Origin of the sequence: Chryseobacillus diguaensis (assembly GCF_049220665.1) — a bacterium.
Taxonomy (GTDB): Bacteria; Bacillota; Bacilli; order Bacillales; family Bacillaceae; genus Metabacillus_B.
On the sequence record NZ_JBMKNV010000005.1, the window covers coordinates 139,672 to 161,489 of the forward strand.

Consider the following 21,818-nt stretch of genomic DNA (forward strand, 5'->3'; position numbering starts at 1 on the left):
AGCCCCCTTAGTGACCGCAGCCTACTCTTTTTTCAGAACCGTTACAACAAACAAAAAATACAAACCAATCAATACTAATATAGGTAATACTGCCATGATGTCCATCCTATCCCCCTGTACAAAACGCTTTCGGCGTTATCCGTACGTAAATTTAATTTCCATATTAAAGGATGAATATCACGCTAGTATTGATATTTTGTATGGATTTTGTAAAGGTTCTAATTCAGAGTATTCGTGCTGTAATGACAAAAATCCTTCAAATGCTTGCACAAAAAAAACAATAGATTAGCTTTCACTAATCTATTGTTCCTTCTGATTTAGCAATCAGAACAGCTTCAGTTCTTGATCCAACATTCAATTTATTAAAAATAGCCGTTAAACTATACTCGATCGAACGCTTGCTAAGATGGAGTTTGTCTGCAATCTCTTGATTAGTGAGACCTTTTTCGACCTCTTGAAGAATGGATTTTTCTCTCGCACTTAAATGCTCATGCTCAATTTCCTGGTTGCTTGTATTCCCTTTCTGCTGAGAAAGAATATTGCGGAAGTAATCATAATTCAGGACAATCTCATTATTTAGTGAGGATCGGATATAAGCCAGAATCTTTTCCTTTGGCTCAGTTTTGCTGATGGCCCCATGGATGCCCATCCGAATCGCCTCATCAAAATAATCCTCTACATCATAGCCAGTGTATAAAATCACTTTACATTGATCTGTTTTTTGAATGATGCCTTTTGATAATTCCATGCCGTTAATATCGCCAAGATTCATATCCATCAAGATGACATCAAATGGTGTAAAATCTGTTTTTTCCAGCTTTTCTATAGTAAATGGCGGATTCAAAAAATCCACTTTTACTTCTGGATCCGTCTCAAGAATTGCTCTTGTGCCTTCTCTGACTGCTGGATGATCATCCACCACCAAAATTTGTATCATATCCCCCTCACCTCTCTCTATACAGTTAGTTCTATTTTATAAAAAAGACTTGGCTAAAGCCAAGTCTTTTATTACAAATTTTAAATTTCTACTACTGCTTTAAACCCATTTCCGGTGGAAGTTTCGATAGTTAATGTTCCTTTTAAGGCTTTAACACGCTCACTAATTCCGGAAAGACCCATGCTGACAGGCCTATAAGGAATGTCCTCCCGATCGTAGCCGACTCCATTGTCCTCGTAATGAAGAACAATTTTATCCTTGATGCTGACAAGCATGATCAGTACATTTGTAGCCTGTGAATGCTTGTTCGCATTGGTGAGAAGCTCCTGAACAATCCTGTATAAATTAAGCTGGGTATCAATATCAACATTCGCTTGAAAATTCCCCGTATTGAGCCGGATATCGAATTTTACATTTTCCTGAACCTGTGAGACCAATTTGTTCAATGCTTTCACAAGCCCAAGATCGTACAGCAATTGCGGCCGCAATTCCTGGCACGTTTCTCTGGTAGTTTTAATGATCTTTGTCATGTTTTCGTTCATGACGTTCAGTTCATCTTTCAACTCAACCGGAGACTTTTCCATATCAGCAATAGCCAGTTCGCACTGACGCTTTAAGGAAATCAAATCCTGCAGCACTGAATCATGAAGATCTTTCGCGAGATTCGATCGTTGCTTCTCTTCAATAGAGAACAGCAATTTAGTGAGCCAGGCAGGATTTGTTCCTTTCTGCTCAATCGTTTCCAAATGATCCAGCAGCTGCTCGATTTTTAGGAAGTTTTCCAATGAGACATTAGTGTAAAACGAAAGTGTTTTCAGCCATGAACTTTCGTCTCTAGTTAATCTTGGAGTATTTAAAACAGATAAGCAGAGCAATACGAAAATACGATTGTCTGTTTCACCAACATTGATTAAAAAGCCTCGATCAACTTCATGAATTTTCCCAATCTCAGATAATACCTTACTAATTTCCTTCTCATAAGGCACATAGTCTGCTTCTAGAGCATCAATGTCTACTGAAATAACTGTTCCTTCTTTACTAATTTCAATAAAATAAGCTCGATTTACTAACACAACTTCAGTGATGGTTTTTTTGAGTTCATTTATTACTTGATCTAACTTTGTTGCTTTCCGGATTGAATTTGTATATTTAAATATACTATCTTGATAGTTGTACTTTTCTGAGAACCTTTTCAAACGAAGTCTGTAGTCTAAAATTTCTTTAAGATAAAATACCCCAAGCATTACAATATAAATAAAAATAAACAATTTTACTGTATAAAATGTTTGGTCAGAATCATTTTCTTTTAAAAATAACATAATAGCAACACTAACTAAAGTAGGAATTATGCCTAATAAGGCATAATAACGAAGCCTTCCAAGTAAAAACTCAATATCATAAATTTTAGTCGCTAGAAATTGATAAACAAGAGAAAACGGGATTAAAAGTAAAAAAGAAGCTAAAAAAACTGGAGAAAAAATATATTTATTAAAAATTACATACGGAAGAATATACAATAATACAAAGGGAGAAAAAGCGACTATGTTAGTAATTATTAAGATTTTAACGAAATATTCTTGAGCAGAATATTTCACCTTTTTTAACCCTACAAATTTTAGGATAAATGTTAAGCCGATAAGTAGAGTGAAAGATGCTAGATTAACAGATTTATAAAAATTATAATTTATAAAGGTAAAAAACTTCGTTATTTCAATTACAATATTTATAATCAGAACTATATAGCAAAAAATAACAAATTTATAACTAAATAATTTTTTTCCAAGTTCCAGGAAATACTGATAAATAAAATGCATATAAAACGTTGGAACCAATAAAAACAAGGAGAGATTGATATATCTCATCACCTCATCTCCCCTTGAAGAACCACTAGCACTCACATAGGATACTCCAATAGTAAGTATGAACATATTCAATATAAATGCTGATGGCAAGTTGAGTTTTTTATTTGTTTTATAAACAAAGTAAAAACAAAACAAACATAACAGATAAAGAATAAAAGGGATAATTAATAGAAATAAACCTTGATAAGTTAAGAGAGACTCTTCGACGGGTAATTTCTCTACCTTATTATTACTAATGTGTCGTACCTCTAAGGTTTTAACTTGTTCTAAAAGCCCGTAATTGGTCGATGGGAAATGCAACGAAGGAGAATTCCCATTAATTTCAAGTATTTCGTCACCTTTTTTGATATTTTCATTAGCCGCCCATGCGTTTGGGTCTACTTCTGATACAATCAGCTTATTGTTTGCATCAAAAATTACATTTGCTCCTACATATGGAGCGTTTATGCTAAGAAGAATCATATAGGTAGTAATCATGATACTCAATATAACTGCCACTAAGTAAATCTTGTTGGAATTTCGCTTCATATAATTACCCTTTCATTCTTTACTGCTTACCACCAATATGTTGCTACAGTTTTTCCTGTATTCAATACTCCTTGTACCAATCCAATAACATCATCAACATGGTCTAGGCCTAAAATACTTGCATGACCACTAACCACTTTTTCCAATACATCTGGGTTTTCTACTAAATAGTTTACGATTTCTTGCATGTTTTTTCATCTCCTTTTTCCTTTTTTATGATCAAATGAGACTTTAGAATCTCAATTTGATTCTGTTCAATTGGCAGCTGATCTAAGATGCTTGAAGCCTTTTGAATGGACACCTGCTTCATCACGTTCAAATAGTGAATGACACCTGACTGAAAGAGCTTACCTTTGTAGTTTTCAAGGGTGCCATACTCTTCTTTAAATGTTTTTTTACTGCGGAAGAATTCAAGCAACTCTGAAGCATGAGTGTTGAAATTTCTTTTTAAATATAATAGGGCAAGAGTATTTTTTTCTGCCCGTAGATCACTTTTTTCTTGGTTGAACAGTCCTCTGAAATCATTTTCCGCCTGTGCTGCAATACCAATTTGATAAGCATAGCTTTCAATTTCGGGTATGTATGCTTCACTTCCGTAATATGCTCCAGCAGTGCTGGCCATGGCAATTAATGACCCTGACTTTTTTCTCATCATTTCCAGGCATTTGTCTTCGCTGTCTGCTGAGTTGGACAGGTCTTCATGCTGCCCCTCCATTGCCTGAAGGGAATATTTGCTGACAAGATTTAAGAGTTCTTGCCCATTGTTCAATTCGAGAATCATTTTCTGGCTCACTGTATATAGAAGCGTAGCTGCGTTCAGCGCAATGGAAGGATGGATTTGCATCCATGGTTCTTTTTCATTATCAAGATCTTCAAGGTCATCAAGGATGTCAAAGGATAACGCAAGCAGTTCTATTGCGGCTGCCAGCTTAATAAGCAAATCATCCTTAGCCCCAAAGATGCGCCCATGAACATAAGCTAATTGACCGAAATAGGCTTGGTCTTTTGTGTTCAGAAACGGAAGAATGATTTCAAATAATTCCTTATTTTGGACATAAGAGGTAATTGAATCAAGCAAAAACTGCTTCATCGTCCCTAAATTTAAGTGTAAATGGTCACTTATAGCAATCACCCTTTCTTGATTAATATTACTATATATGTGTTTCTATTAATAGTTTAACTGTTGAATTTTACATATATATAAAGTTTTTGTCATTTTTAGGCAACAAAAAAACCGAAAGATACAATTCGGTTCTTTTTGTTCATTATTATGTGCCAAAGGAAAAGGTCAGGCTAAATGCCTGACCTCATGAAACCTTTATAATATATTTATTGTATTTATCAATACTGTTATTAATTGAGCGCAGCGACTGTTTCGTTTCCTGGATCTCTTTTTCAATGTTTTTAAGAAACTGGGTCAATTCTTCAATCTTTTGCTGTTGCAACGCTTCCACACTCCTTTAATAAGATCAATAAATTGTATGGCTAATGACATAGGCTGACCTTATCTCTCTTATTTAAATCTTAAAGGATTGTGGATAAATTTTCACCGAAAATAAGGCGAAATTCTCAGTGCGTCATACCGCAACGAACGCAATAGTCCAAAATATACATTTTAAAAGAAATTTAACCCAGATCGATTTCCCTAAAAAACGACAAGGTTTGATACTAATAGAACCTAATAGCTCATTTTTGAAAGCTCATACATAATTTTTCTTTAAATAAGCTGTCTGCTTCTTTTAGAGCTATCCCGATTACTTTTTCCCGATAATCCTTATTTCCACGGTATTCAATGGTATAATCCTCAACCCCTTTTGATGAAAAAAGACATTCCACTTTAGCGAAACACTCCCCAACTTGGACCGAAAAAACCGCAACCAGATTTTCTCCCAGTTCAAAAACCTGCGGCTCCGCAACCATTGCATCATACCTCCTAAATAATAAGTTGAAGAAGTATTCGGCAAAGAAAGGCAATCCTCCTTCTTAGCTGCTTCAATACTTAGGGGTTAACGTTCTTTCTTTTTCATATAGTTTACAAAGTCTGTTTTTTTAAGTGCTGATTTTCAACGCAACACTTTTATAAAGATTATGGAGGGGGCAGAAAGACTTTGGACATTTATAACGGCCGCAAGTACCCGCACCATCATCCTTCTCATACATATGCTTCACCTTTTCGGGTTCCTGCCACACCTTATCCGCCTGTTGACGCTTCACGATTTATGCAGTCTGCAAGCGGAATGGCGGTTCTGCTATCCGATGCTGCCATCCTTAGCAGGAACATTAGCCAGTCTGCGCAATTTGCAAAACAGTTAATGATATATGCACAGAATGCAAAAACGGATCTTGTGAAAAGCATGATTAAGAAGGCTGGCATTGCCAGTTCGTTTGATGTGCAATACAGTCCAGATGGATTACGGGTGCTCTTTGCCTCAGAATGCTGCAGGCTTACCGCAGTATACAGGTGGTAAGATGGACTTCTTAGCGCACCACATGCTTTGCATAAATTGCTTCTTCTTTAGCGAAACTATAAAAGAGGTGATCCCATGAATCCCATAGACTTTATTGCGGGCGTTTTCTCCATCGTGATTATTGACCTGGTTCTTGCTGGAGACAATGCCATTTTAATTGGGATGGCCGCCAGAAATATACCAAACGGGAAAAGAAAAAGAGTCATTTTGTACGGAACTATAGGGGCCGTTGTAATTCGAGTATGCTCAACCTTTGCTTTCGTTTATCTTCTTAAAATCCCGGGTTTGCTTTTTGCTGGTGGCCTGATTTTGGCCTGGATTTCCTATAAGCTGCTAATAGATGAAAATAACCCTTCCATTAAAAGCTCCCGCAATGTTTTTGCAGCAGTGCGCACCATTATTATTGCGGACGCTATTATGGGTCTCGACAATGTCCTGGCTGTAGCCGGAGCTGCTCACGGAAGCTACCTGCTGGTCGCGATTGGCTTAACGATTTCCATTCCCATTATGGTTTGGGGAAGTACCTTTATTCTAAAACTAATGGATCGCTTTCCGGCCATTATTTTTATTGGAGCTGCAATATTAGCTTGGACGTCAGCCAAAATGATTGTGAAAGAACCCTTTATGCAGCCGTACTTTCAAGAAGATTGGTTTACATACAGTTTTGAAGTCCTTTTTATCGCATTGGTGATTTTTTTAGGTTTTATGAGCAGGCGCACGAGGAGAAAAGAACATTACGCCAGGTAGGCTGGCTAAATCTAAAAACAAGTGATTGTAAATCATAATCATTTAAAAAAGCCGGATCTCCTTTCGGTTTGACCGTCCCAGTAAAACGGAGGCTTCGAAGGAACGCTAAAAAATCCTCTTTGAATCCAAGCTCTTCTTTTAAATAAACAAGATCTTTCTCAGCAAAATGGAACTCCGTTAAATAGCTAAGCATTTTTTCAAGACCTGCAAAAATAGCATATCCATTGCCGAAAGGGGGCTTTCTGAAGTAAAGCTCAAAAACAGCTTTCCGGTTATGAATGCCGTCCCGCCAATACGTTTCAACCATATTTATCTGATATAAGTCAGTATGTAATGCTAGTCCATCATTATCGAAAAGAGACTGCACGCTGTTCTCACTCCTCTTTGAACGCTGTTTTCACAACGATTACTGCTATTTGTATAGGTTTATTACACGTATGAATACAAGCTTCGCGGCATCTTTTCTTAAAATTTTAAGTTGTATTTTGGTTTGGAATTCATTTATTTCGAGGAAAACACCAAAGTTTAAGAAAAGAGCCTTTAATAAAGAGATTTTTCTTATTCTGTCCAATGAGAGTGCGTGCAAATATAAGAGTGCGGAAAAAGTTTTGAGAAGAAGATGAGGAGGGAGGATGAAAAGGTAAACGAAGATTTTAAAACTACCGAAACATATACATAATCAGTTTAACCCACCCAAAAAAGGCAATCCACAGCGGAATGCTCAAGACAGCTGCCCATATAATTCCTTTAAAGAAATTCCCCTCTCTCATAAAAGCACTCCTTTCTTTCTTTGCTAACCATTCTCTCCGCTTTTGGAAATGTTATTCTTTAAGTCTAGTCCAATTGTCTTTCTCTACGGTTTTAATAGCCAATATAAATCTTCATCTAAAAGCTTTTCTATATGAATCACGTCTTACAATTATGTATTCTTTCATCTGTACCTTTATGCCTTTTTCCGCAGGTCCCAGTAATTCCAGCCGGTTCAAAGAAAGGCAGGCTCACTGCGCAGAAGGTTTGTGCATATATTGCTACTAACATTTTTAACTTCAGGGAGTGAGTTGTTTGTCCGCCATTTCAGGTAAAGAGTATGTGGAACGGATTGATGCCCTTCATCCGGAAATTTGGATAAAGGGAGATAAGATAAATGAACGGTTATCCAGCCATCCTGCCTATAAAGGTGCTATCAAAACTAAGGCAAGTCTTTACGATTTGCAGCTGCACCCAGAAAAAATCGAAAAAATGACTTATATTTCCCCTCTTACAAACAACAGAGTCGGCCTATCTTATCTCAGGCCGGAAACGAAAGAGGATCTTGAAAAAAGAAGGTTCATGATGACCGAATGGGCGCTTGCCACAAATGGAATGATGGGAAGAACCCCTGATTATATGAATACAGCACTCATGTCAATCTCCGCATCATCATCAATCTTAAAAGAACAAGATCCCGATTTTGCGAAAAACCTGTCCTCTTTTTATGAAACTGCAAGAGAAAACGACCTGTCCTTTACACACAGCTTTATTAATCCGCAAGTAAACCGCTCTTCCGCCTATCAAGAGGATGCCTTTCAGCCCATTGCTGCTAAAATTATCAAGAAAACCTCTGAGGGCCTGATTATTGATGGTGCCCGCTTGCTTGCTACAGAAGGCGGGATGACCGATGAAGTCCTAATTTTCCCTTCTGCTGGCAAGTTTACAGATGAAGAGTATGCCTATGCGTTCAGCATACCAAGCAATACGAAAGGGTTATCTTTTATCTGCAGAGAATCGTTTCATCAAGGTGATTCCATCTTTAATTACCCGCTGTCTTCCCGATTCGATGAAATGGATACCCTGCTTGTTTTTGACAATGTGCTCGTCCCTTGGGAAAGAGTATTTTTCTATCATAGACAGGATTTATCAAACAAACTGTTTCAAAATAGCTGCTTCATCTCTCAAGCTCTTCATCAAGTGGTCAACAGACAAACCGTTAAAAGCCAGTTTATTCTTGGAACGGCTCAGCTGCTTGTGCAAGCGTTAAATACCAGCGAATATCAGCATATTCAGTCTATAATAAGCGAAGTGATTATAGGTGTTGAAACGATGCAAGCACTGCTTGAACGTTCGGAAAGGAATGCAGAACTTGATGAATGGGGAACCATGCGGCCAAGTGTTCATCCTTTGTATTCCGCTGTCTGTCTCTTTCCAAAGCTTTATCCGCGTTTCAGCGAAATCCTGCAGCTGATTGGAGCTGGCGGTTTTGTGAGTCTGCCGTCAGAAGAAGACTTTTCATCCAATATATCTGAGAAGCTAAATCATTATCTTCAATCTGCTGCCTTTAATGCTGAGGACAGAACGAAAATTTTCAGGCTGGCATGGGATGCAACGATGAGTGCCTTTGGTACAAGGCAGACTCAGTACGAACGTTTTTTCTTCGGTGACCCTATTCGATTGGCATCCAACCTATATTGGAATTATCCGAGAGGTGAATATATAGAAAGAGTTAAAAGCTTTCTAACGATTGAAGAGCCCTTTTAAAAAATTTAAGGCCCTGTAGATTACATTTCAGTAACCCAGTAAATCGCTTTATCTGCTAAAAGCTTTGCTGTATCTGAGCTGGTGTGCTTGTTTAAGGAATGCAGCAATTTTTCTTTTGCTTCTTTTTTATCATCGCTGTAGGCGATCGAAAAATACCACTCAATATCAGGTACAGCAATAAGGCTTTTTTCCTCTTTTTTATTTTCATAAATGTAGACATTTTCGATAAATTGCACATTATTTTCATTAGAGGCTTTTCGGATTTTCATAAGAAAACTCACCCTCCCAATTATCAGCTTCGACAATATTCAACATTAATAAGTCCATCATACTGTTTTTGTAAGTAGTTTAAAATAGAAAATTTCAGAAGCCTTACTGACGGAAGCCGACAAAGTTAATTGCCATTTAGCTGCACTGAATCTGAATGACAGATTGGATGTCAGAAAAAAGAAAGGAAGGGTAGAATGCCTTCACAAATTAATATTATTAACTTTAAGGTGAATTCCCTAAGCAACAATGCCAATATTGATTTCGGAAATATTTCTCAAAACAGCCATACTGCGAACTCGAAAAATATTGGTCTTAATCTGGCATTCGGGGATTGTTCAGTAAACTTTTCTATCATGAATAATACTTACATTGACCCTGATAAAAGCGATCAGGATCAGATCGAAAATCCATCTGCTCCTGTTACAAAGCAATATTAATCTGAATGCCTCCTGAGAGACAATCTCACGAGGTATTTTTTAAGCATTCGATGTTTGGCTCTGTGAACTTATACTGCTATTTTTACTATAAGTATGGTTTTTTTCATTCACCATTCTTACCCGGTCCCCAGAAACACTTGATCCAGATCCAAAATAAAATCTTTCTGAAACTTTCGGAGAAATGGCAAATGCATCACCGATCGTTAACGCCCCATATCTTAATCTATCAATTTTACCCGGTCCAGTAATAGCTGGCATATCCCTGCCTCCTGTTTTCGCCAAGATTGTTGACTTGCAAACGGCCTCAGTTCTTAAAAGAAAGGCTCAATTAAAGCTTTATGTTGATTTTTACACCTTGTTGATTGGTGCGGGTGCTGAGACTCCTGCTTAGAAAAGCGTGTCAAGGGAGACCCCGCAGGAGCAAAGCAACGAGAAGGCTCTAAGGTAAGCCCGCTAAATCTTTAGTGCCTGCTAGCTGCAATCAACAGCCAAGTTTAACACCAAAAGAAAAAGAGCCTTTCTAAAATAGGTTATGACCAACAGAATCACATAGTGCCTATTTATTAGGCTCTTTTCTTAAACTTTGTTGCTCATGCCCCTATATTAGTCCTCGAAACCATTGGGGTGGAAAAAACTTCAAGAAAAATGCCCCGATGCTAGTCTAAATGCGTGAAGAAAAACAACAATGTCTGCGAAAATAGCCATTTATTAAGAACGATTAGGCTAATCTTTGCATACGATAACCCAGATGCGAAAATTGGGATATTTGTCTAGTACATTTTTCAATGTTTATCAGCAATGCCTGAAAAATGGAAAGAGTCAGGTTTTAAAAGAAAACAGCTACAAGAAGAGGGTGAAGGAATATGCCGACCGTCATTAACCTATTCAGCATCAGAGTTAACAGCATTTCCAATAATGGCTCTGTAAACATTGGCGAAGCAATGCATAACAGCCATGTTTCAAGTTCAAAGACAACCGGCAGCAACAGTTCTTATGGAGACCTTTCACCGACCGAAGCCCTTATGGAAAATGTATATATTGATCCAGACCAAAACGACCAAGCCAATATTGCCAACCTTGATGAGGTAGTGACAACACAAACATAAAGGGGAAGTTCTAAATGCCTTATCAAATTAATGTATTTAATATAAAAATAAATTCCATTAATCAAAACGGCAGTGTCGATTTTGGGAACACCTCTCATAATTCCCACACAGCCAATACGAAAATTACAGGAGTGAATGCTTCATTAGGAGACCTTTCACCAAGCTTTTCAAACATGGGAAATGGATATTTGGATCCGGATATCAGTGATCAGGATCAAATTCTAAATCCTTCTTATCCAGTTGTTCCACAGTTATAACTTTTTATGGGAGGGGGAAGAACTTTGGATGTAGAAAAGATTAAAAAATGGCTCGCCTTAACAGAAAAGTACCATCAGAATGATTTTTGGGATTCCATTTTCGATGAAAACGAAATGATGAGAAGCCAGGAAACCTCTCAAAAAAGAACGGATGCAGCTCCATTTCCAAAGTATGACATTTTCCATGGAGAAACAGCAGTCGTCGTTATTGTGGAGCTTCCCGGCATAAAAAAAGAAAACTTGGTAACGGCTTTAGATCCTTCTGGAACGATATTAAAAATAAAAGGAATGATGTACCCTCCTTTTTCTTTTCAGACAATTGTCTCATCTGAAAGATATTATGGAGAATTCAAACGCTCCATAAAGCTTCCCTTTCCAGCTGTAAAGGAATCTGTACAAAGCTTTATTCAAGACGGCCTTTTGCAAATTACGTATACAAAGCGCTTGGAAGAGCCCGCTCTGAGCATGGAAAATGATGATATGAATATTAACCCCAATTAACCGCATAGACTATACTATTTCAGACTACATTCTATAGCCTGTGTGGGATCGGCGATGATTTTTAAAAAGAAGAACAAAAACAAGTCCGAAACAAAAAAGCTTGAGGAGCATATCTCTAATCTTGAGAAAACCGTTCAAAGCCTTGAAAAGCAGCTTACTCTTTTCATAAAGCATCAGGAAACAGCTAAACAGAAACAGCTGCCCCCGCCTATCCAAAAAGAAGTTCATAATATACTCCACAAAGAAACGAAGCATGAAACATTGCCTATGCTTTACGTTGAAAAGATTCATATTGAAACCCTTCATATGAAAGAGGTAGATCTCTCGAATAATCTTGGCCAGCTAGGTGTAAAAGAGTTAACAGGACAGCTGTTTATCGGAACAACCTATGGCAAAGAAGCAGATGTAAAAGATAAGAACGTCTCTGGGGAAAAAGAGGAAGAACCTGAAGGCCCAAAAATCAATTTAAAAAGCAAGACAGAAAAAGGCCGCGATTCAAATGAAACGTGACCTTTTTTCTTTTCTGCATTTAAAAGGTTCTTTTCTTAAACTTTGTTGCTCATGACCCTATATTTAGTCCTCGAAACCATTGGGATGGCAAAAACTTTAAGAAAAGATGCCCCGATGCTAGTCTAAATGCGTGATAAAAGCATGTACGAAAAACAACAATCTCTGCGAAAACAGTCATTTAAAAGACAATGGCATTGCCTTATTTCTTTTCCTTTTTTTCATTCTGATATCTCATCCGCAAACGTACAAGTCTGACAACATTCAGAACCACAGCTTTAAGGACCGCATATGCAGGCACGGCTAAAATCATTCCAAGAATGCCTCCAAAGCTTCCTGCTCCGATTAAAAGAAGGATGATGGTTAAAGGATGTGTATTGAGCCGTTTTCCGATGATCAGTGGTGACACAAGATTTCCATCGATTTGCTGAACAACGGTCACTACAACAGCTGCTAAGAGGGCTTTCGTCGGGGATTCAAGAAATCCGATAATGACTGCAGGCGCTGCACCAATAAATGGCCCCAAATAAGGAATGATATTAGCCACAGCCACTACAATACCAAGAATCAGCGCGTAGTTCAGACCGATAATAGAGAAACCGATAAAACAGCCGACTCCGACAAATATACAGACAATCAGCTGACCTTGGATGTAGGCAGCAAGCGTCATGTACAAATCAGAGAAAATTTTCAAACCCTCTTTACGATAAACAATAGGAAGCACTTTAACAGCCATGCCGGGAAACTTATGACCATCCTTCAGCATATAAAACAAAATAAACGGCACTGTGATGACTGTTAACGTAATGTTCGTGACGACTCCAAGCACCTGCGAGAGACTGGAAGTGATGTTTTGAGGAAGAGATGTTGAAAAATTCGTTAAAGCCTGCTTGATCTTTTCCATTGAAACATAGTCCTGAGTCATAATCCATGTAAACCATTTGGAGTGGGAGGCACCTTCAATATATTGGCTGATTTGGGCTGTATAAGCTGGAACGCTTGTAAATAAATCCCTTGCCTGCTGGGAGAGCGGCGGGCCGATCAGGGCAAACAGGAGAACGAACAGACCTATAAAAACAAGGTATATAATTAGAATAGCAAGCGTTCTTGGAATTCTGTTTTTTTCAAGAAACCCGACAACAGGGCTAAAAATGAAGAAGAGAATTCCTGCAGCTAGCATCGGCAAAAATAAAGTTGTTGTAAAAGAAACGATTGGCTGAAACAAAAAAGAAACCTTTGTACAGACAAAAATGATCAGCAATAGCAATAAAATCTCTAGTGTCCAGAATTGAAGCTTTGATTTAAGCAACCCGCTTTCCTCCCATAAACCGATGTATTCATTATTTTCAACCTACTATCAGCAGGCAGGCGCTGTCAATGCTTTCTCCAATTAATTTAGGAAAACTTTTAAAAAACAGAGCCAAAAACTCTTAAAAAAAAGACCACACTTTAAACAGTATGTTCTCTTGCTTCTTCAGAAGTTCCAGGTAGTCCTTCCACTTTCTTAATATCTATTGAGCGGATTAAATGCCCTTCTGTTTCTACAACGGTAAATTGATGGCCTTCATATAAAAATCCCTGCCCAGGCTGAATATCAATATTTCGGGACAAAATCCATCCGCCGACCGTATCAATTTCTTCTTCGTCTATATCGAGATGAAAAAGGCTGTTGATTTGGTCAAGCAATACCTTCCCATCAACCAGGTAATGGGCTTCACCTTTTTTCTGAATTTCAGAAACCTCATCCTGGTCAAATTCGTCACGGATTTCCCCAACAATCTCTTCCAGGATATCCTCGACTGTTACAAGTCCTGCCGTTCCGCCATATTCGTCCACAAGTATGGCCATATGGACCCTCTCTTTTTGCATTTTAATTAGCAGATCATGAATCGGAATCGAATCGATTACTTGAATAACCGGTCTAATATATTTTTCAAGGGAAACGTTTTTTCTTTCCTCTTCGGATAAATAGAACAAGTCGGTGAAAATCTCTTTAATGTTGATCATACCGAGTATGTGGTCTTTGTCTCCGTTAACAACCGGGTAGCGGGTGTATTTTTCGGTATTCATTGTTTCAAGATTTTCCCGAAACTCTTTTTCAATAGAAACAGTAGCAATTTCGGTCCGCGGCACCATAATTTCCTTAGCAACTCTGTCGTCAAATTCAAAAATTCGATTCACATATCTGAATTCAGATTGATTGATTTCTCCGCTCTGGTAGCTTTCCGTTAAAATAATTCTTAACTCTTCTTCAGAGTGGGCAAGCTCGCTTCCAGAAACAGGCTTCAAGCCAAAGATTCCGGCAAACAGACGGGCGGAGTTGTTCAAAACCCATATAAACGGGAACATCACCTTGTAAAAAAACATTAACGGCTTTGAAAACGCCATTGTCACAGATTCAGCTTTTTGAATGGCAAGCGTTTTTGGCGCAAGCTCTCCAATAACAACATGCAAGAATGTTATGACTGCAAAAGCAATAATAAAGGAGAGAATGCCAGCAAGTGATTCATTAATATGCAGACTTACAAAAACAGGATGAAGCAATCGCTCAACAGCCGGTTCTCCTAGCCACCCAAGCCCAAGGGCTGTAATCGTGATCCCGAGCTGGCAGGCTGATAAATATTCATCCAGATTGCTTGTTACGGTTTTTGCCGCAAAAGCCTTTGTATTTCCTTCTGCAATCAGCTGATCCAAACGTGAACTACGGACTTTTACAATTGCAAATTCCGTTGCTACAAAAAAAGCGGTTATGGCGATTAAAAACGCCACTAATAACAAGTTAACTATATCCAAAGTATCCTTGCCCCAAAGGAGCAAGGAATCACCTCCCAATTTTCATCTTCTATTGATAATGAAACATTAATCCTCTTCACGGCCTTGCAGGAAGATCATAATAAAGTTAAACAATTCTAAGACAGAGATTAAGGCTGCCGCTACATAAGTCAGGGCGGCTGCACCGAGAACTTTATTTACTCCTCTTTCTTCATTGTTGCGGATTAATCCTTCTGTAATCATTTGCTTTTTAGCTCTTGAACTCGCATTAAATTCAACCGGAAGCGTTACTACCTGGAAAAGCACAGCTGCTGAAAAGAATATGATGCCGAGTCCAATCAGCGGAGTCTGGCGCAGGAAAATTCCTCCCATTAATAATAAGGGAGATATTCCTGAAGTAAAGTTTACAACAGGCACCATTTTATGTCTGAAAGTCAGGGCTCCATATGACTGTTTATGCTGAATAGCATGACCGACTTCATGAGCTGCCACAGATACAGACGAAATGGAGCTGCCGTAGTAAACTGGTTCAGATAAACGGACGACCCTTGAAGTTGGATCATAATGATCGGTCAATGTACCAGGAACCGGTTCAACAGGAACATCGTATAGTCCATTTTGGTCAAGAATGCGTCTTGCAGTCTGTGCACCTGTCTGGCCGGATGAAGCTGGCACCTCAGACCATTTTCTAAAATTCCCCTTTACTTTGAACTGGGCCCAAAGGGACAAGCCAAAAGCCAATATTACAAATAGATACACTGGGGTAAACATACTCCTGTTTTTCCTCCTTTAGAATAACAGAATCGCTAGTGTTTGCAGCAAAGCTGCTTTTTCAGGCGAAAGCATTTTTGAAATCCTAATTTTATCTTCTTTATTAAGACGATCGAAGAGCGGTTTAAGTTCCGAAATTTCACTTTCCAATTGTTTCATGTGTGTGGCTAGTATTTCCGCCTGTTTCAAATATATTTCTTGTTCTTTTTGATCCTTCAGACTGCTCCTTTTTAATTCAAGCCGTTCTTTTATATCATTCAGGCACATATTTAACCCTTTGCACTTCTCAATAAAATGAATATCCTGAAGCGCAATCTCCGAGTAAAGCCGATAGTTGGAGTTTGGCGTTTTTTCTGCATGAAGAAGACCAAGCTGTGTGTAATAATCAATTGTTCGTTTTGAGACATTAGCAAGCTTAGCTATTTCGCCAATTCGGTACATAACCCCATCGAGCCCATCACCCCTAAATTAGTTATTAAGATAATATTATCAAACAAAAACCATACAGTCAAACGTTATGGTGTGGAATTTACAGCGAATCAGCTTGTCCGTTTTAAGGTTATCCTTTTTCTCTTCATCTCCGTTTACTAAACGTCTTATACCCTTTTTCGAAGGGGAAAAACGGCAAGAGCCGCTTTCCTTGTGCGACTCATAAGACTTAATCTTTATCAGGCATAATAGAAACAATTTTTTGCAATCGGACAAAAAAGGTTGTTCCATTTACTTGAATAACAGCATGATCAGGCTTCACATCTGTCAGTTTCCCTCTTAATGTGTCTCTGACCGTTTGAACGACGAGTGTTTTGCCAATTACACTCTGAAGAGTCTGATAGACATAGGGCTCAACGATCGTAACCATTTGGGGTGTCTGGGATTGCTGATAGTCGGGCATGGGGGTTTACTCCCTTCCAGAAAACTCCTTTAACTATATGAGTGAGAAAAGGCGTTTATCACAGCCGTCTGAAAATTCGTTTTTTCGAACAAACGCACTTAGGCAAAGTGTATATATGAAAGCTGTTTTCGCATAGATTGCTGCTATTCGTATAGGTTTAGAACACGGATGAAGAAATGCTTAGTGGTATCTTTTCTTAAAATTCTTGCCTAATCGATGGTTTGTTGAACTAAAAATAGGGTGATGAGCAACAAAGTTTAAGAAAAGAGCCTTTCTTAAAATTCGCAGCCGTATATTGGTCCGCTATCATCTAAAATATCTGAGAAAGAAACAATGTTTAAGAAAAGAGCCGATAAGGATATAAATAAATACAATCCAGCTGTCGCGGATTGTATGGCAGTTACAACGTATTTTCTACGGTACTCATGTAATCATCAATTTTTTTGTCCAATTCTTTAACCATTCGAATCGCTTTTTCCTCTGAGATGACCCGACGATGATGATTCCCGTCCGGTTCTTCATCCAGTTCATCTGCTTGCTTCACGATTTCCTGCAAAGGGGTTAGCTTCAAGTTTTCCTGCGGGAGATAAGAATCCGTATGCAGAAGAATAGCCACAGCAATTTCTTTAGCTGCTACACGGTCTTCTCCCATTTCAATCAGCAGGCGGTGGGCACGCTCAGCACCCTTTATGGCATGAATATCGTTTTGGCGGTACAGCTTATAATCCCATTTTCCGTCTGTATACCACTCATAATGCCCAATATCATGAAGGAGCGCTGCTTTTGCTGCAAGATCAGGATTAACGCCCTTCTCTGCCGCAAGCTTAAAGGCATAATAAGCAACTGCAACAGCATGCGCCGTTCCTGAACGGTGTAAATATTTTACTGTTGATGGGTGTGTAAAGAGATCCAACAAGGTGATTTTCCTCATGGAAACCCTCCTCTGTCTATCAAGTTTTGCTTAATACCGTATCATATTTGCTCAAAACCATGCAATTCGGCTGTTCTATTTTATGACAATAATCAGAAAAGGCTTAGTCACCTGTCCTATTCCCCGTTTATTCCCCTTTAAACACATTCCTAGGCTTCGTTTGACAGAGGAAAAATCAGGATAAAGCTTACACCATTTTCTTCATTTTTTGCGTAGACTTCTGCCTGATGAAGATCAGTAATCCGCTTTATAATTGCCAGCCCAAGTCCAAAATTCCCTTTTTTCCCTTTAATATAAGGCTGGAACAAGGAAGGCAATAGCTCTTCTTCAATATGCTCACCGTCGTTAAAACAGCGGATAAAGGCTTTGCCATCCTGAATTTCAGTAGAAATGACAATTTCTGATTTTGCGTATTTCAAAGCATTATCCAGAAGGTTTTCAAATAATACGGTAAGCTGCTCAGAGTCTCCCTCAACCTTTACTTCCTCAATGGCCGATTTTACTTTGATATTTTTATTCGTGGCCTTAAGGCGTACCATGACATCTTCCATGATATCATTCAAAAAGACTGTTTCCAGACTCCTTGTAAGCTGAGAGAGATAATCAAGTTTTGTTAAATATAACAGCCCTTTAATTTTTTGTCCGAGTTTATCCGCTTCCTGCTCAATGACCTCAGCCGTACCAAGAGGAGATCCTGTTGGATGGACTCCCTCTTTTAATGCTTCCGCATAACTTCTGATCACCATTATCGGCGTTTTCAGATCATGTGAAACATGCTGAAGCATCGTTTGCTGAAATTCATCCTGTTTTTTCAGCTGAACTCTCATTTCTTCAATCGATTCAGCAAGCTTCCCGATTTCGTCTCCTCTATTTAAAAGAAGCGACGTATTCAGCCTTCTTCCGGCAATCATTTTTACATGGCGATTGATTTTTTCCAGTGGCTTGATCAGCATTTTTGAAAAGATAAAAGAGAGAATGATTGCTCCGATAATAATAAAGGCAAAAATCATAAAAATTTTAACAAGCAGCGTTTTAACAAGTTCTTTTCTGTAAGTGTCCCATAGATAAGAGATTTGATACCAGTCATTTCCATATTTATCTTTAACTGGCCTGATTACATAAAGGAGCTCCTGATTTCCAACTGTTGTATGGTACCTTTGTTCATTAGCAGTCTGAAGTTTGGCCTGTTTGTAAAGAAGCTGAACGATTCGGAAAGGAAGCTTACCTCCGTCGAAGCTTATATCTTGGCCGTCAACAGTGATAAACACATCTTGAACAGAACGGATTTCCTGCTGATTCGGCTGCTGATCAAGCTCTTTTATATTATAATTTCCTGCTGTTTGCGAAAGCTGAGATTCTTCAATTGTTTTAAACATCTCGCTTGTAAAAAAGGATTGAAGGGTAGTTGGAATAACAAGAAAAAAGACGATCCCCATAAAGACGACCAGCCCTGTAAACAAAAGGGAAATCTGAACGAAAAGCGGCCTATTTTTCAAAGTGTTTTACCGTCCTGTACCCGTAGCCGTAAATGGTTTCCAAATGAAGCTCAGGGCACTTTTTCCTGACTCTCCTGACAAGGTCATCCACCACTCTGTCAGAGCCAAAATAATCTTCTCCCCATACGTGAAATAATATCTGTTCTCTGCTTAAGGCCTGTCCCATGTGCTTTAGTAAGTATAGGAGCAGGTCGTATTCTTTTGAGGTTAGCGGAATCTGTTTATGATCTTTCATAACGGTTCTTTCCTTATCTTCTATTGTATAAGGACCGTATTGCATAATAGTTTGTTCATTTTCGACGCGCTCATAAACACGCTTCAGAATTTTTTTTGAGCGGATGACCAGTTCCTTAGGCAAAAAAGGTTTGGCAAGATAATCATCGCTTCCGAGTTCCAGACCGATAATCCGGTCAAGATCTTCATCCCTGGCACTAATATAAATAACAGGTGTATTTTCATTTACTTTTTTTATCTGTTTCAATAGCTCGTACCCATCCATATCAGGCAGCATGATATCGAGTATCCATAAATGCGGCGGCTCATGAATCTCCTGAAGAGCGGAACTTCCATTCAGAAAGCTTTTTACCTCCCAGCCCTCCTGCTTCAGATAGGTTGAAAGCAGTGTATTTAAATTCGTTTCATCTTCTACTAAATGAACCTGATATGTCATTTGCAGCCCCTCCTCCATAAACGAAAGGGACGCTTAGGAAACGTCCCTTACTAGCTTTCCCATATTCTTATTGAACATTGCCTTTAGGGGTCTTGTCCATATCTTTTATGCGGTCTTCCATCTTTTTATTGCGGTTTTGCAATTCATCAAGCGCCTTGTTCAATTGTTTTTTGATTTCAGCTTTATCTTTTGATTTAACAGCTTCTTTGAATTTTTTCATTTCCTCACGCTTTTGCATTTTATTTTCATGGCGCTTTTCTTTCCATTTAGCCATTTTTTCTTTCATTTCAGCTTCCGTCATCTTGCCGTTTTCCCCTTTTTTATGCCACTTCTCCAGCTTATCTTTTCTTGCCTCTTTATGTTTCTCAAACATCGGCTTTAATTGCATGCGCAGATCTTCCTGTTTTTTAATGGCCTGGTTCCATTCAGCCTGCTTCTCAGGCGTATAGGTTTTAACCAGTTTCAGCAGCTCTGCTTTCATTTCAGCATGTTTTTTTGCAAAATCCTCTTTATTCAGTTGCGGTGCCTGTTCAGCTTTTTTCTCATTTTGCACAGCAGGTGCAGGAGAAGCAGATGAGCTTGCAGCATTTGCAACACCCGGAATGATCAAACTTAAAGCGGTACCCGCTATGAGCCATTTTCTTTTTAACAAGTGAACGTCCTCCTTTGATCTTTGTTGGTACACTATTATTTTACCCATAGAATATGTCATAAACTTCGCAGGACTATGTGAAATTGTGTGAATAGGAAAAGCTCTTTTTATGAAGTTTGCACAATTATACCGAATTCTCTTCCAGTGCCTTTTTCAGATCTGCTTCTCTCATGATATGATGAAGTATAACACTGCAAGGTGGGGAGTAGTTATGAGTACATTTTCAAAGGATCCCTTCAAGTATCATTTTGAAAAGCTTGAGGATGTGGCTGATCGCATCAGCGAGGTGCTTTCATGTCCTATTACAATAGAAGATGTTAATCATCGGCTTCTGGCATACAGTTCACATGATGATTGTACAGACCAGGCCAGAATATCAACCATAATAGGCCGTCGTGTACCTGAAAAAGTGATTAACAGCCTTTGGAAGGATGGCACCATTCCAAAGCTTATGGAACAGGATGAACCCGTCCGTGTCGGTCACATCGATCAAGTCGGGCTCGGAAACAGAGTTGCCATATCTATTCGGAAGGATCAAGAGGTTCTCGGATTTATATGGGCCCTTGAAATAAATAAATCACTGGATGCGGAAGAACTGCAGCTTTTAAAAAAGGCAGCGCAGGCCGTTAAAAATAAGATTTTGAATTTACAGGTTCGCAAAATTAAAAAGGATGAGCGAAACCAGGAGTTTTTTTGGAAGCTCCTAACAGGCCATCTTGAATCGCAGCAGGAAATCAAAGAAAGCTTTGAACAATTTCATGTGAAAGAGCCTGCACTCTTTACTATTATTCTTTTTCAATTCCCTGAGAAAATAAAGGATACAGAAGAAAAACAAATCAATTATCTGCTGCAAACAACACAGCAGGTGCATATTCTTTTATCAACAATTGATTATGACAAGCTGATTATCTTGGTAGATTTAAAGGGTGAACAGCCTTTAGCAAAATTAAAGGAATTTTCTTCTGCTGTCATCAGCCAGCTGCAGGAACGTTTTTTCATAAAAGGCGCATCTGCTGCAATCGGAGGCATTTATACCAATCCGGTCCTAGTAGCCAAAAGCTACAGGGAAGCCCTTTCGACCTTTAAGATTAAAGAGCGCTTTCCGAATGAGACAAACGGGCTCATTCACTTTTCGGAGCTTGGAATATACCAATATCTTGACCTGCTTCACAAGCAAAGGCAGGAAGATGAATACGTCAACTGGCAGCTGATGAGGCTGAAAGAATATGACTTGGATCATCACACAAATTTAGTAGAAACACTTGAAGTTCTACTGGATCATGACAGCAATGTCCATTCAGCAGCTAAAGCATTGAATGTTCACGTCAATACATTGAATTACCGAATGAAGCGCATAGGGGAAATAGCGGAAATCAACTTGAAAAACACCAATGAAAAACTCACGATTTATCTGGATTTAAAGCTTTATAAACTCTCTTTGTGAAATTTCACAAAGAGATGTAAACCCTTTCTCTATTTACTACAAAGAAATATCTCTGT

Annotated in this window: 26 protein-coding genes and 1 pseudogene; 9 read left to right on the top strand and 18 right to left on the bottom strand. The window is 38.6% G+C overall.

Translation table 11 applies throughout. The features are described 5' to 3' along the window. Positions 1-295: 295 nt before the first annotated feature. The 6 genes from ACOT8F_RS10205 to ACOT8F_RS10230 all read right to left on the bottom strand — a co-directional run bounded on the left by ACOT8F_RS10205 (position 296) and on the right by ACOT8F_RS10230 (position 5,247). Complete coding sequence (locus tag ACOT8F_RS10205) at positions 296-937, bottom strand: response regulator transcription factor (RefSeq protein ID WP_421651698.1); 642 nt, start codon at positions 935-937, stop codon at positions 296-298. 80 nt (positions 938-1,017) lie between these two features. Next, positions 1,018-3,276 (bottom strand): histidine kinase, encoded by a 2,259-nt coding sequence (locus ACOT8F_RS10210; protein WP_421651935.1) that lies wholly within the window; start codon positions 3,274-3,276, stop codon positions 1,018-1,020. Between the two features lie 77 nt (positions 3,277-3,353). Further along, positions 3,354-3,515 carry a competence pheromone ComX gene (comX, locus tag ACOT8F_RS10215; protein WP_421651699.1) on the bottom strand — a complete coding sequence of 54 codons (162 nt, stop codon included), beginning with the start codon at positions 3,513-3,515 and terminating at the stop codon, positions 3,354-3,356. Further along, positions 3,500-4,417 carry a polyprenyl synthetase family protein gene (locus tag ACOT8F_RS10220; RefSeq protein WP_421651701.1) on the bottom strand — a complete coding sequence of 306 codons (918 nt, stop codon included), beginning with the start codon at positions 4,415-4,417 and terminating at the stop codon, positions 3,500-3,502. Before ACOT8F_RS10220 ends, comX begins: the two co-directional genes overlap by 16 nt. A gap of 217 nt (positions 4,418-4,634) precedes the next feature. Beyond that, positions 4,635-4,772, bottom strand: a complete 138-nt coding sequence (locus ACOT8F_RS10225) for a DegQ family regulator (RefSeq protein ID WP_421651702.1) — start codon at positions 4,770-4,772, stop codon at positions 4,635-4,637. 241 nt (positions 4,773-5,013) lie between these two features. Beyond that, complete coding sequence (locus ACOT8F_RS10230; protein WP_421651703.1) at positions 5,014-5,247, bottom strand: hypothetical protein; 234 nt, start codon at positions 5,245-5,247, stop codon at positions 5,014-5,016. 188 nt (positions 5,248-5,435) lie between these two features. Between ACOT8F_RS10230 and ACOT8F_RS10235 the strand changes: the two genes are divergently transcribed. Continuing rightward, positions 5,436-5,795, top strand: coding sequence for a YuzC family spore coat inner layer protein (locus ACOT8F_RS10235; protein ID WP_421651704.1), 360 nt, complete (start codon positions 5,436-5,438; stop codon positions 5,793-5,795). Positions 5,796-5,870: 75 nt separating this feature from the next. Beyond that, a complete protein-coding gene (locus ACOT8F_RS10240; protein ID WP_421651706.1) occupies positions 5,871-6,542 on the top strand; it encodes a TerC family protein in 672 nt (223 codons plus the stop codon). Positions 6,543-6,579: 37 nt separating this feature from the next. On the opposite strand, the pseudogene ACOT8F_RS10245 reads toward ACOT8F_RS10240, so the two are convergent. Then, positions 6,580-6,909 (bottom strand): annotated as a pseudogene (locus ACOT8F_RS10245) (nicotinate phosphoribosyltransferase); the annotation flags it as partial. A 695-nt stretch (positions 6,910-7,604) separates the two neighbouring features. On the opposite strand from ACOT8F_RS10245, the gene hpaB reads away from it, so the two are divergent. After that, entirely contained in the window at positions 7,605-9,056 is a 1,452-nt protein-coding gene (gene hpaB / locus ACOT8F_RS10250) for a 4-hydroxyphenylacetate 3-monooxygenase, oxygenase component (protein WP_421651708.1), read from the top strand. Between the two features lie 20 nt (positions 9,057-9,076). Here the strand turns inward: hpaB and ACOT8F_RS10255 are convergent, their stop codons facing one another. After that, a complete protein-coding gene (locus ACOT8F_RS10255) occupies positions 9,077-9,325 on the bottom strand; it encodes a YueH family protein (RefSeq protein WP_421651709.1) in 249 nt (82 codons plus the stop codon). A 195-nt stretch (positions 9,326-9,520) separates the two neighbouring features. Here ACOT8F_RS10255 and ACOT8F_RS10260 point away from each other — a divergent pair, with 195 nt between their 5' ends. After that, positions 9,521-9,763 carry a spore germination protein gene (locus ACOT8F_RS10260; protein ID WP_421651710.1) on the top strand — a complete coding sequence of 81 codons (243 nt, stop codon included), beginning with the start codon at positions 9,521-9,523 and terminating at the stop codon, positions 9,761-9,763. 39 nt (positions 9,764-9,802) lie between these two features. On the opposite strand, the gene ACOT8F_RS10265 is transcribed toward ACOT8F_RS10260, so the two are convergent. Beyond that, on the bottom strand, positions 9,803-10,021 hold the full coding sequence (locus ACOT8F_RS10265) for a spore germination protein (protein WP_421651711.1): 219 nt from the start codon (positions 10,019-10,021) through the stop codon (positions 9,803-9,805). Positions 10,022-10,626: 605 nt separating this feature from the next. Between ACOT8F_RS10265 and ACOT8F_RS10270 the strand changes: the two genes are divergently transcribed. Genes ACOT8F_RS10270 through ACOT8F_RS10285 form a run of 4 tightly spaced genes read left to right on the top strand, consistent with a single transcriptional unit; the run spans position 10,627 to position 12,137 of the window. Then, a complete protein-coding gene (locus tag ACOT8F_RS10270; RefSeq protein WP_421651712.1) occupies positions 10,627-10,869 on the top strand; it encodes a spore germination protein in 243 nt (80 codons plus the stop codon). A 14-nt stretch (positions 10,870-10,883) separates the two neighbouring features. After that, positions 10,884-11,126 carry a spore germination protein gene (locus ACOT8F_RS10275; protein ID WP_421651713.1) on the top strand — a complete coding sequence of 81 codons (243 nt, stop codon included), beginning with the start codon at positions 10,884-10,886 and terminating at the stop codon, positions 11,124-11,126. A gap of 24 nt (positions 11,127-11,150) precedes the next feature. Beyond that, positions 11,151-11,627 (top strand): Hsp20/alpha crystallin family protein, encoded by a 477-nt coding sequence (locus ACOT8F_RS10280; RefSeq protein ID WP_421651715.1) that lies wholly within the window; start codon positions 11,151-11,153, stop codon positions 11,625-11,627. 54 nt (positions 11,628-11,681) lie between these two features. After that, on the top strand, positions 11,682-12,137 hold the full coding sequence (locus ACOT8F_RS10285; protein ID WP_421651716.1) for a hypothetical protein: 456 nt from the start codon (positions 11,682-11,684) through the stop codon (positions 12,135-12,137). Positions 12,138-12,336: 199 nt separating this feature from the next. Here ACOT8F_RS10285 and ACOT8F_RS10290 read toward each other — a convergent pair whose 3' ends face one another. The 9 genes from ACOT8F_RS10290 to ACOT8F_RS10330 form a co-directional block, all read right to left on the bottom strand. Next, entirely contained in the window at positions 12,337-13,443 is a 1,107-nt protein-coding gene (locus ACOT8F_RS10290) for an AI-2E family transporter (protein WP_421651717.1), read from the bottom strand. Positions 13,444-13,583: 140 nt separating this feature from the next. Next, a complete protein-coding gene (locus tag ACOT8F_RS10295; protein WP_421651719.1) occupies positions 13,584-14,927 on the bottom strand; it encodes a hemolysin family protein in 1,344 nt (447 codons plus the stop codon). A gap of 66 nt (positions 14,928-14,993) precedes the next feature. Continuing rightward, entirely contained in the window at positions 14,994-15,677 is a 684-nt protein-coding gene (locus ACOT8F_RS10300) for a zinc metallopeptidase (protein ID WP_421651720.1), read from the bottom strand. 18 nt (positions 15,678-15,695) lie between these two features. Next, positions 15,696-16,118 carry a MerR family transcriptional regulator gene (locus tag ACOT8F_RS10305; RefSeq protein WP_421651722.1) on the bottom strand — a complete coding sequence of 141 codons (423 nt, stop codon included), beginning with the start codon at positions 16,116-16,118 and terminating at the stop codon, positions 15,696-15,698. 217 nt (positions 16,119-16,335) lie between these two features. Continuing rightward, positions 16,336-16,569, bottom strand: coding sequence for a YuzF family protein (locus ACOT8F_RS10310; protein WP_421651724.1), 234 nt, complete (start codon positions 16,567-16,569; stop codon positions 16,336-16,338). Positions 16,570-16,969: 400 nt separating this feature from the next. Continuing rightward, complete coding sequence (locus ACOT8F_RS10315; protein ID WP_421651725.1) at positions 16,970-17,500, bottom strand: HD domain-containing protein; 531 nt, start codon at positions 17,498-17,500, stop codon at positions 16,970-16,972. A gap of 149 nt (positions 17,501-17,649) precedes the next feature. Further along, on the bottom strand, positions 17,650-18,996 hold the full coding sequence (locus tag ACOT8F_RS10320; RefSeq protein ID WP_421651726.1) for a sensor histidine kinase: 1,347 nt from the start codon (positions 18,994-18,996) through the stop codon (positions 17,650-17,652). Continuing rightward, positions 18,986-19,666, bottom strand: a complete 681-nt coding sequence (locus ACOT8F_RS10325) for a response regulator transcription factor (protein WP_421651727.1) — start codon at positions 19,664-19,666, stop codon at positions 18,986-18,988. The genes ACOT8F_RS10320 and ACOT8F_RS10325 overlap by 11 nt, the downstream gene beginning before the upstream one ends. Before the next feature lie 67 nt (positions 19,667-19,733). Continuing rightward, positions 19,734-20,318, bottom strand: coding sequence for a hypothetical protein (locus ACOT8F_RS10330; protein ID WP_421651729.1), 585 nt, complete (start codon positions 20,316-20,318; stop codon positions 19,734-19,736). Between the two features lie 175 nt (positions 20,319-20,493). Between ACOT8F_RS10330 and ACOT8F_RS10335 the strand changes: the two genes are divergently transcribed. Continuing rightward, positions 20,494-21,762, top strand: coding sequence for a PucR family transcriptional regulator (locus ACOT8F_RS10335; RefSeq protein ID WP_421651936.1), 1,269 nt, complete (start codon positions 20,494-20,496; stop codon positions 21,760-21,762). Positions 21,763-21,818 lie beyond the last annotated feature (56 nt).

Coding starts and splice junctions, on each gene's coding strand:
- ACOT8F_RS10285 (WP_421651716.1), top strand. CDS start 11,682: ATGATTTTTAAAAAGAAGAACAAAAACAAGTCCGAAACAAAAAAGCTT.
- ACOT8F_RS10335 (WP_421651936.1), top strand. CDS start 20,494: ATGATGAAGTATAACACTGCAAGGTGGGGAGTAGTTATGAGTACATTT.
- ACOT8F_RS10315 (WP_421651725.1), bottom strand. CDS start 17,500: ATGAGGAAAATCACCTTGTTGGATCTCTTTACACACCCATCAACAGTA.
- ACOT8F_RS10270 (WP_421651712.1), top strand. CDS start 10,627: ATGCCGACCGTCATTAACCTATTCAGCATCAGAGTTAACAGCATTTCC.
- ACOT8F_RS10325 (WP_421651727.1), bottom strand. CDS start 19,666: ATGACATATCAGGTTCATTTAGTAGAAGATGAAACGAATTTAAATACA.
- ACOT8F_RS10310 (WP_421651724.1), bottom strand. CDS start 16,569: ATGCCCGACTATCAGCAATCCCAGACACCCCAAATGGTTACGATCGTT.
- ACOT8F_RS10265 (WP_421651711.1), bottom strand. CDS start 10,021: ATGCCAGCTATTACTGGACCGGGTAAAATTGATAGATTAAGATATGGG.
- ACOT8F_RS10275 (WP_421651713.1), top strand. CDS start 10,884: ATGCCTTATCAAATTAATGTATTTAATATAAAAATAAATTCCATTAAT.
- ACOT8F_RS10255 (WP_421651709.1), bottom strand. CDS start 9,325: ATGAAAATCCGAAAAGCCTCTAATGAAAATAATGTGCAATTTATCGAA.
- ACOT8F_RS10260 (WP_421651710.1), top strand. CDS start 9,521: ATGCCTTCACAAATTAATATTATTAACTTTAAGGTGAATTCCCTAAGC.
- ACOT8F_RS10210 (WP_421651935.1), bottom strand. CDS start 3,276: ATGATTACTACCTATATGATTCTTCTTAGCATAAACGCTCCATATGTA.
- ACOT8F_RS10300 (WP_421651720.1), bottom strand. CDS start 15,677: ATGTTTACCCCAGTGTATCTATTTGTAATATTGGCTTTTGGCTTGTCC.
- ACOT8F_RS10220 (WP_421651701.1), bottom strand. CDS start 4,417: ATGAAGCAGTTTTTGCTTGATTCAATTACCTCTTATGTCCAAAATAAG.
- ACOT8F_RS10305 (WP_421651722.1), bottom strand. CDS start 16,118: ATGTACCGAATTGGCGAAATAGCTAAGCTTGCTAATGTCTCAAAACGA.
- ACOT8F_RS10205 (WP_421651698.1), bottom strand. CDS start 937: ATGATACAAATTTTGGTGGTGGATGATCATCCAGCAGTCAGAGAAGGC.
- ACOT8F_RS10240 (WP_421651706.1), top strand. CDS start 5,871: ATGAATCCCATAGACTTTATTGCGGGCGTTTTCTCCATCGTGATTATT.
- comX (WP_421651699.1), bottom strand. CDS start 3,515: ATGCAAGAAATCGTAAACTATTTAGTAGAAAACCCAGATGTATTGGAA.
- ACOT8F_RS10230 (WP_421651703.1), bottom strand. CDS start 5,247: ATGGTTGCGGAGCCGCAGGTTTTTGAACTGGGAGAAAATCTGGTTGCG.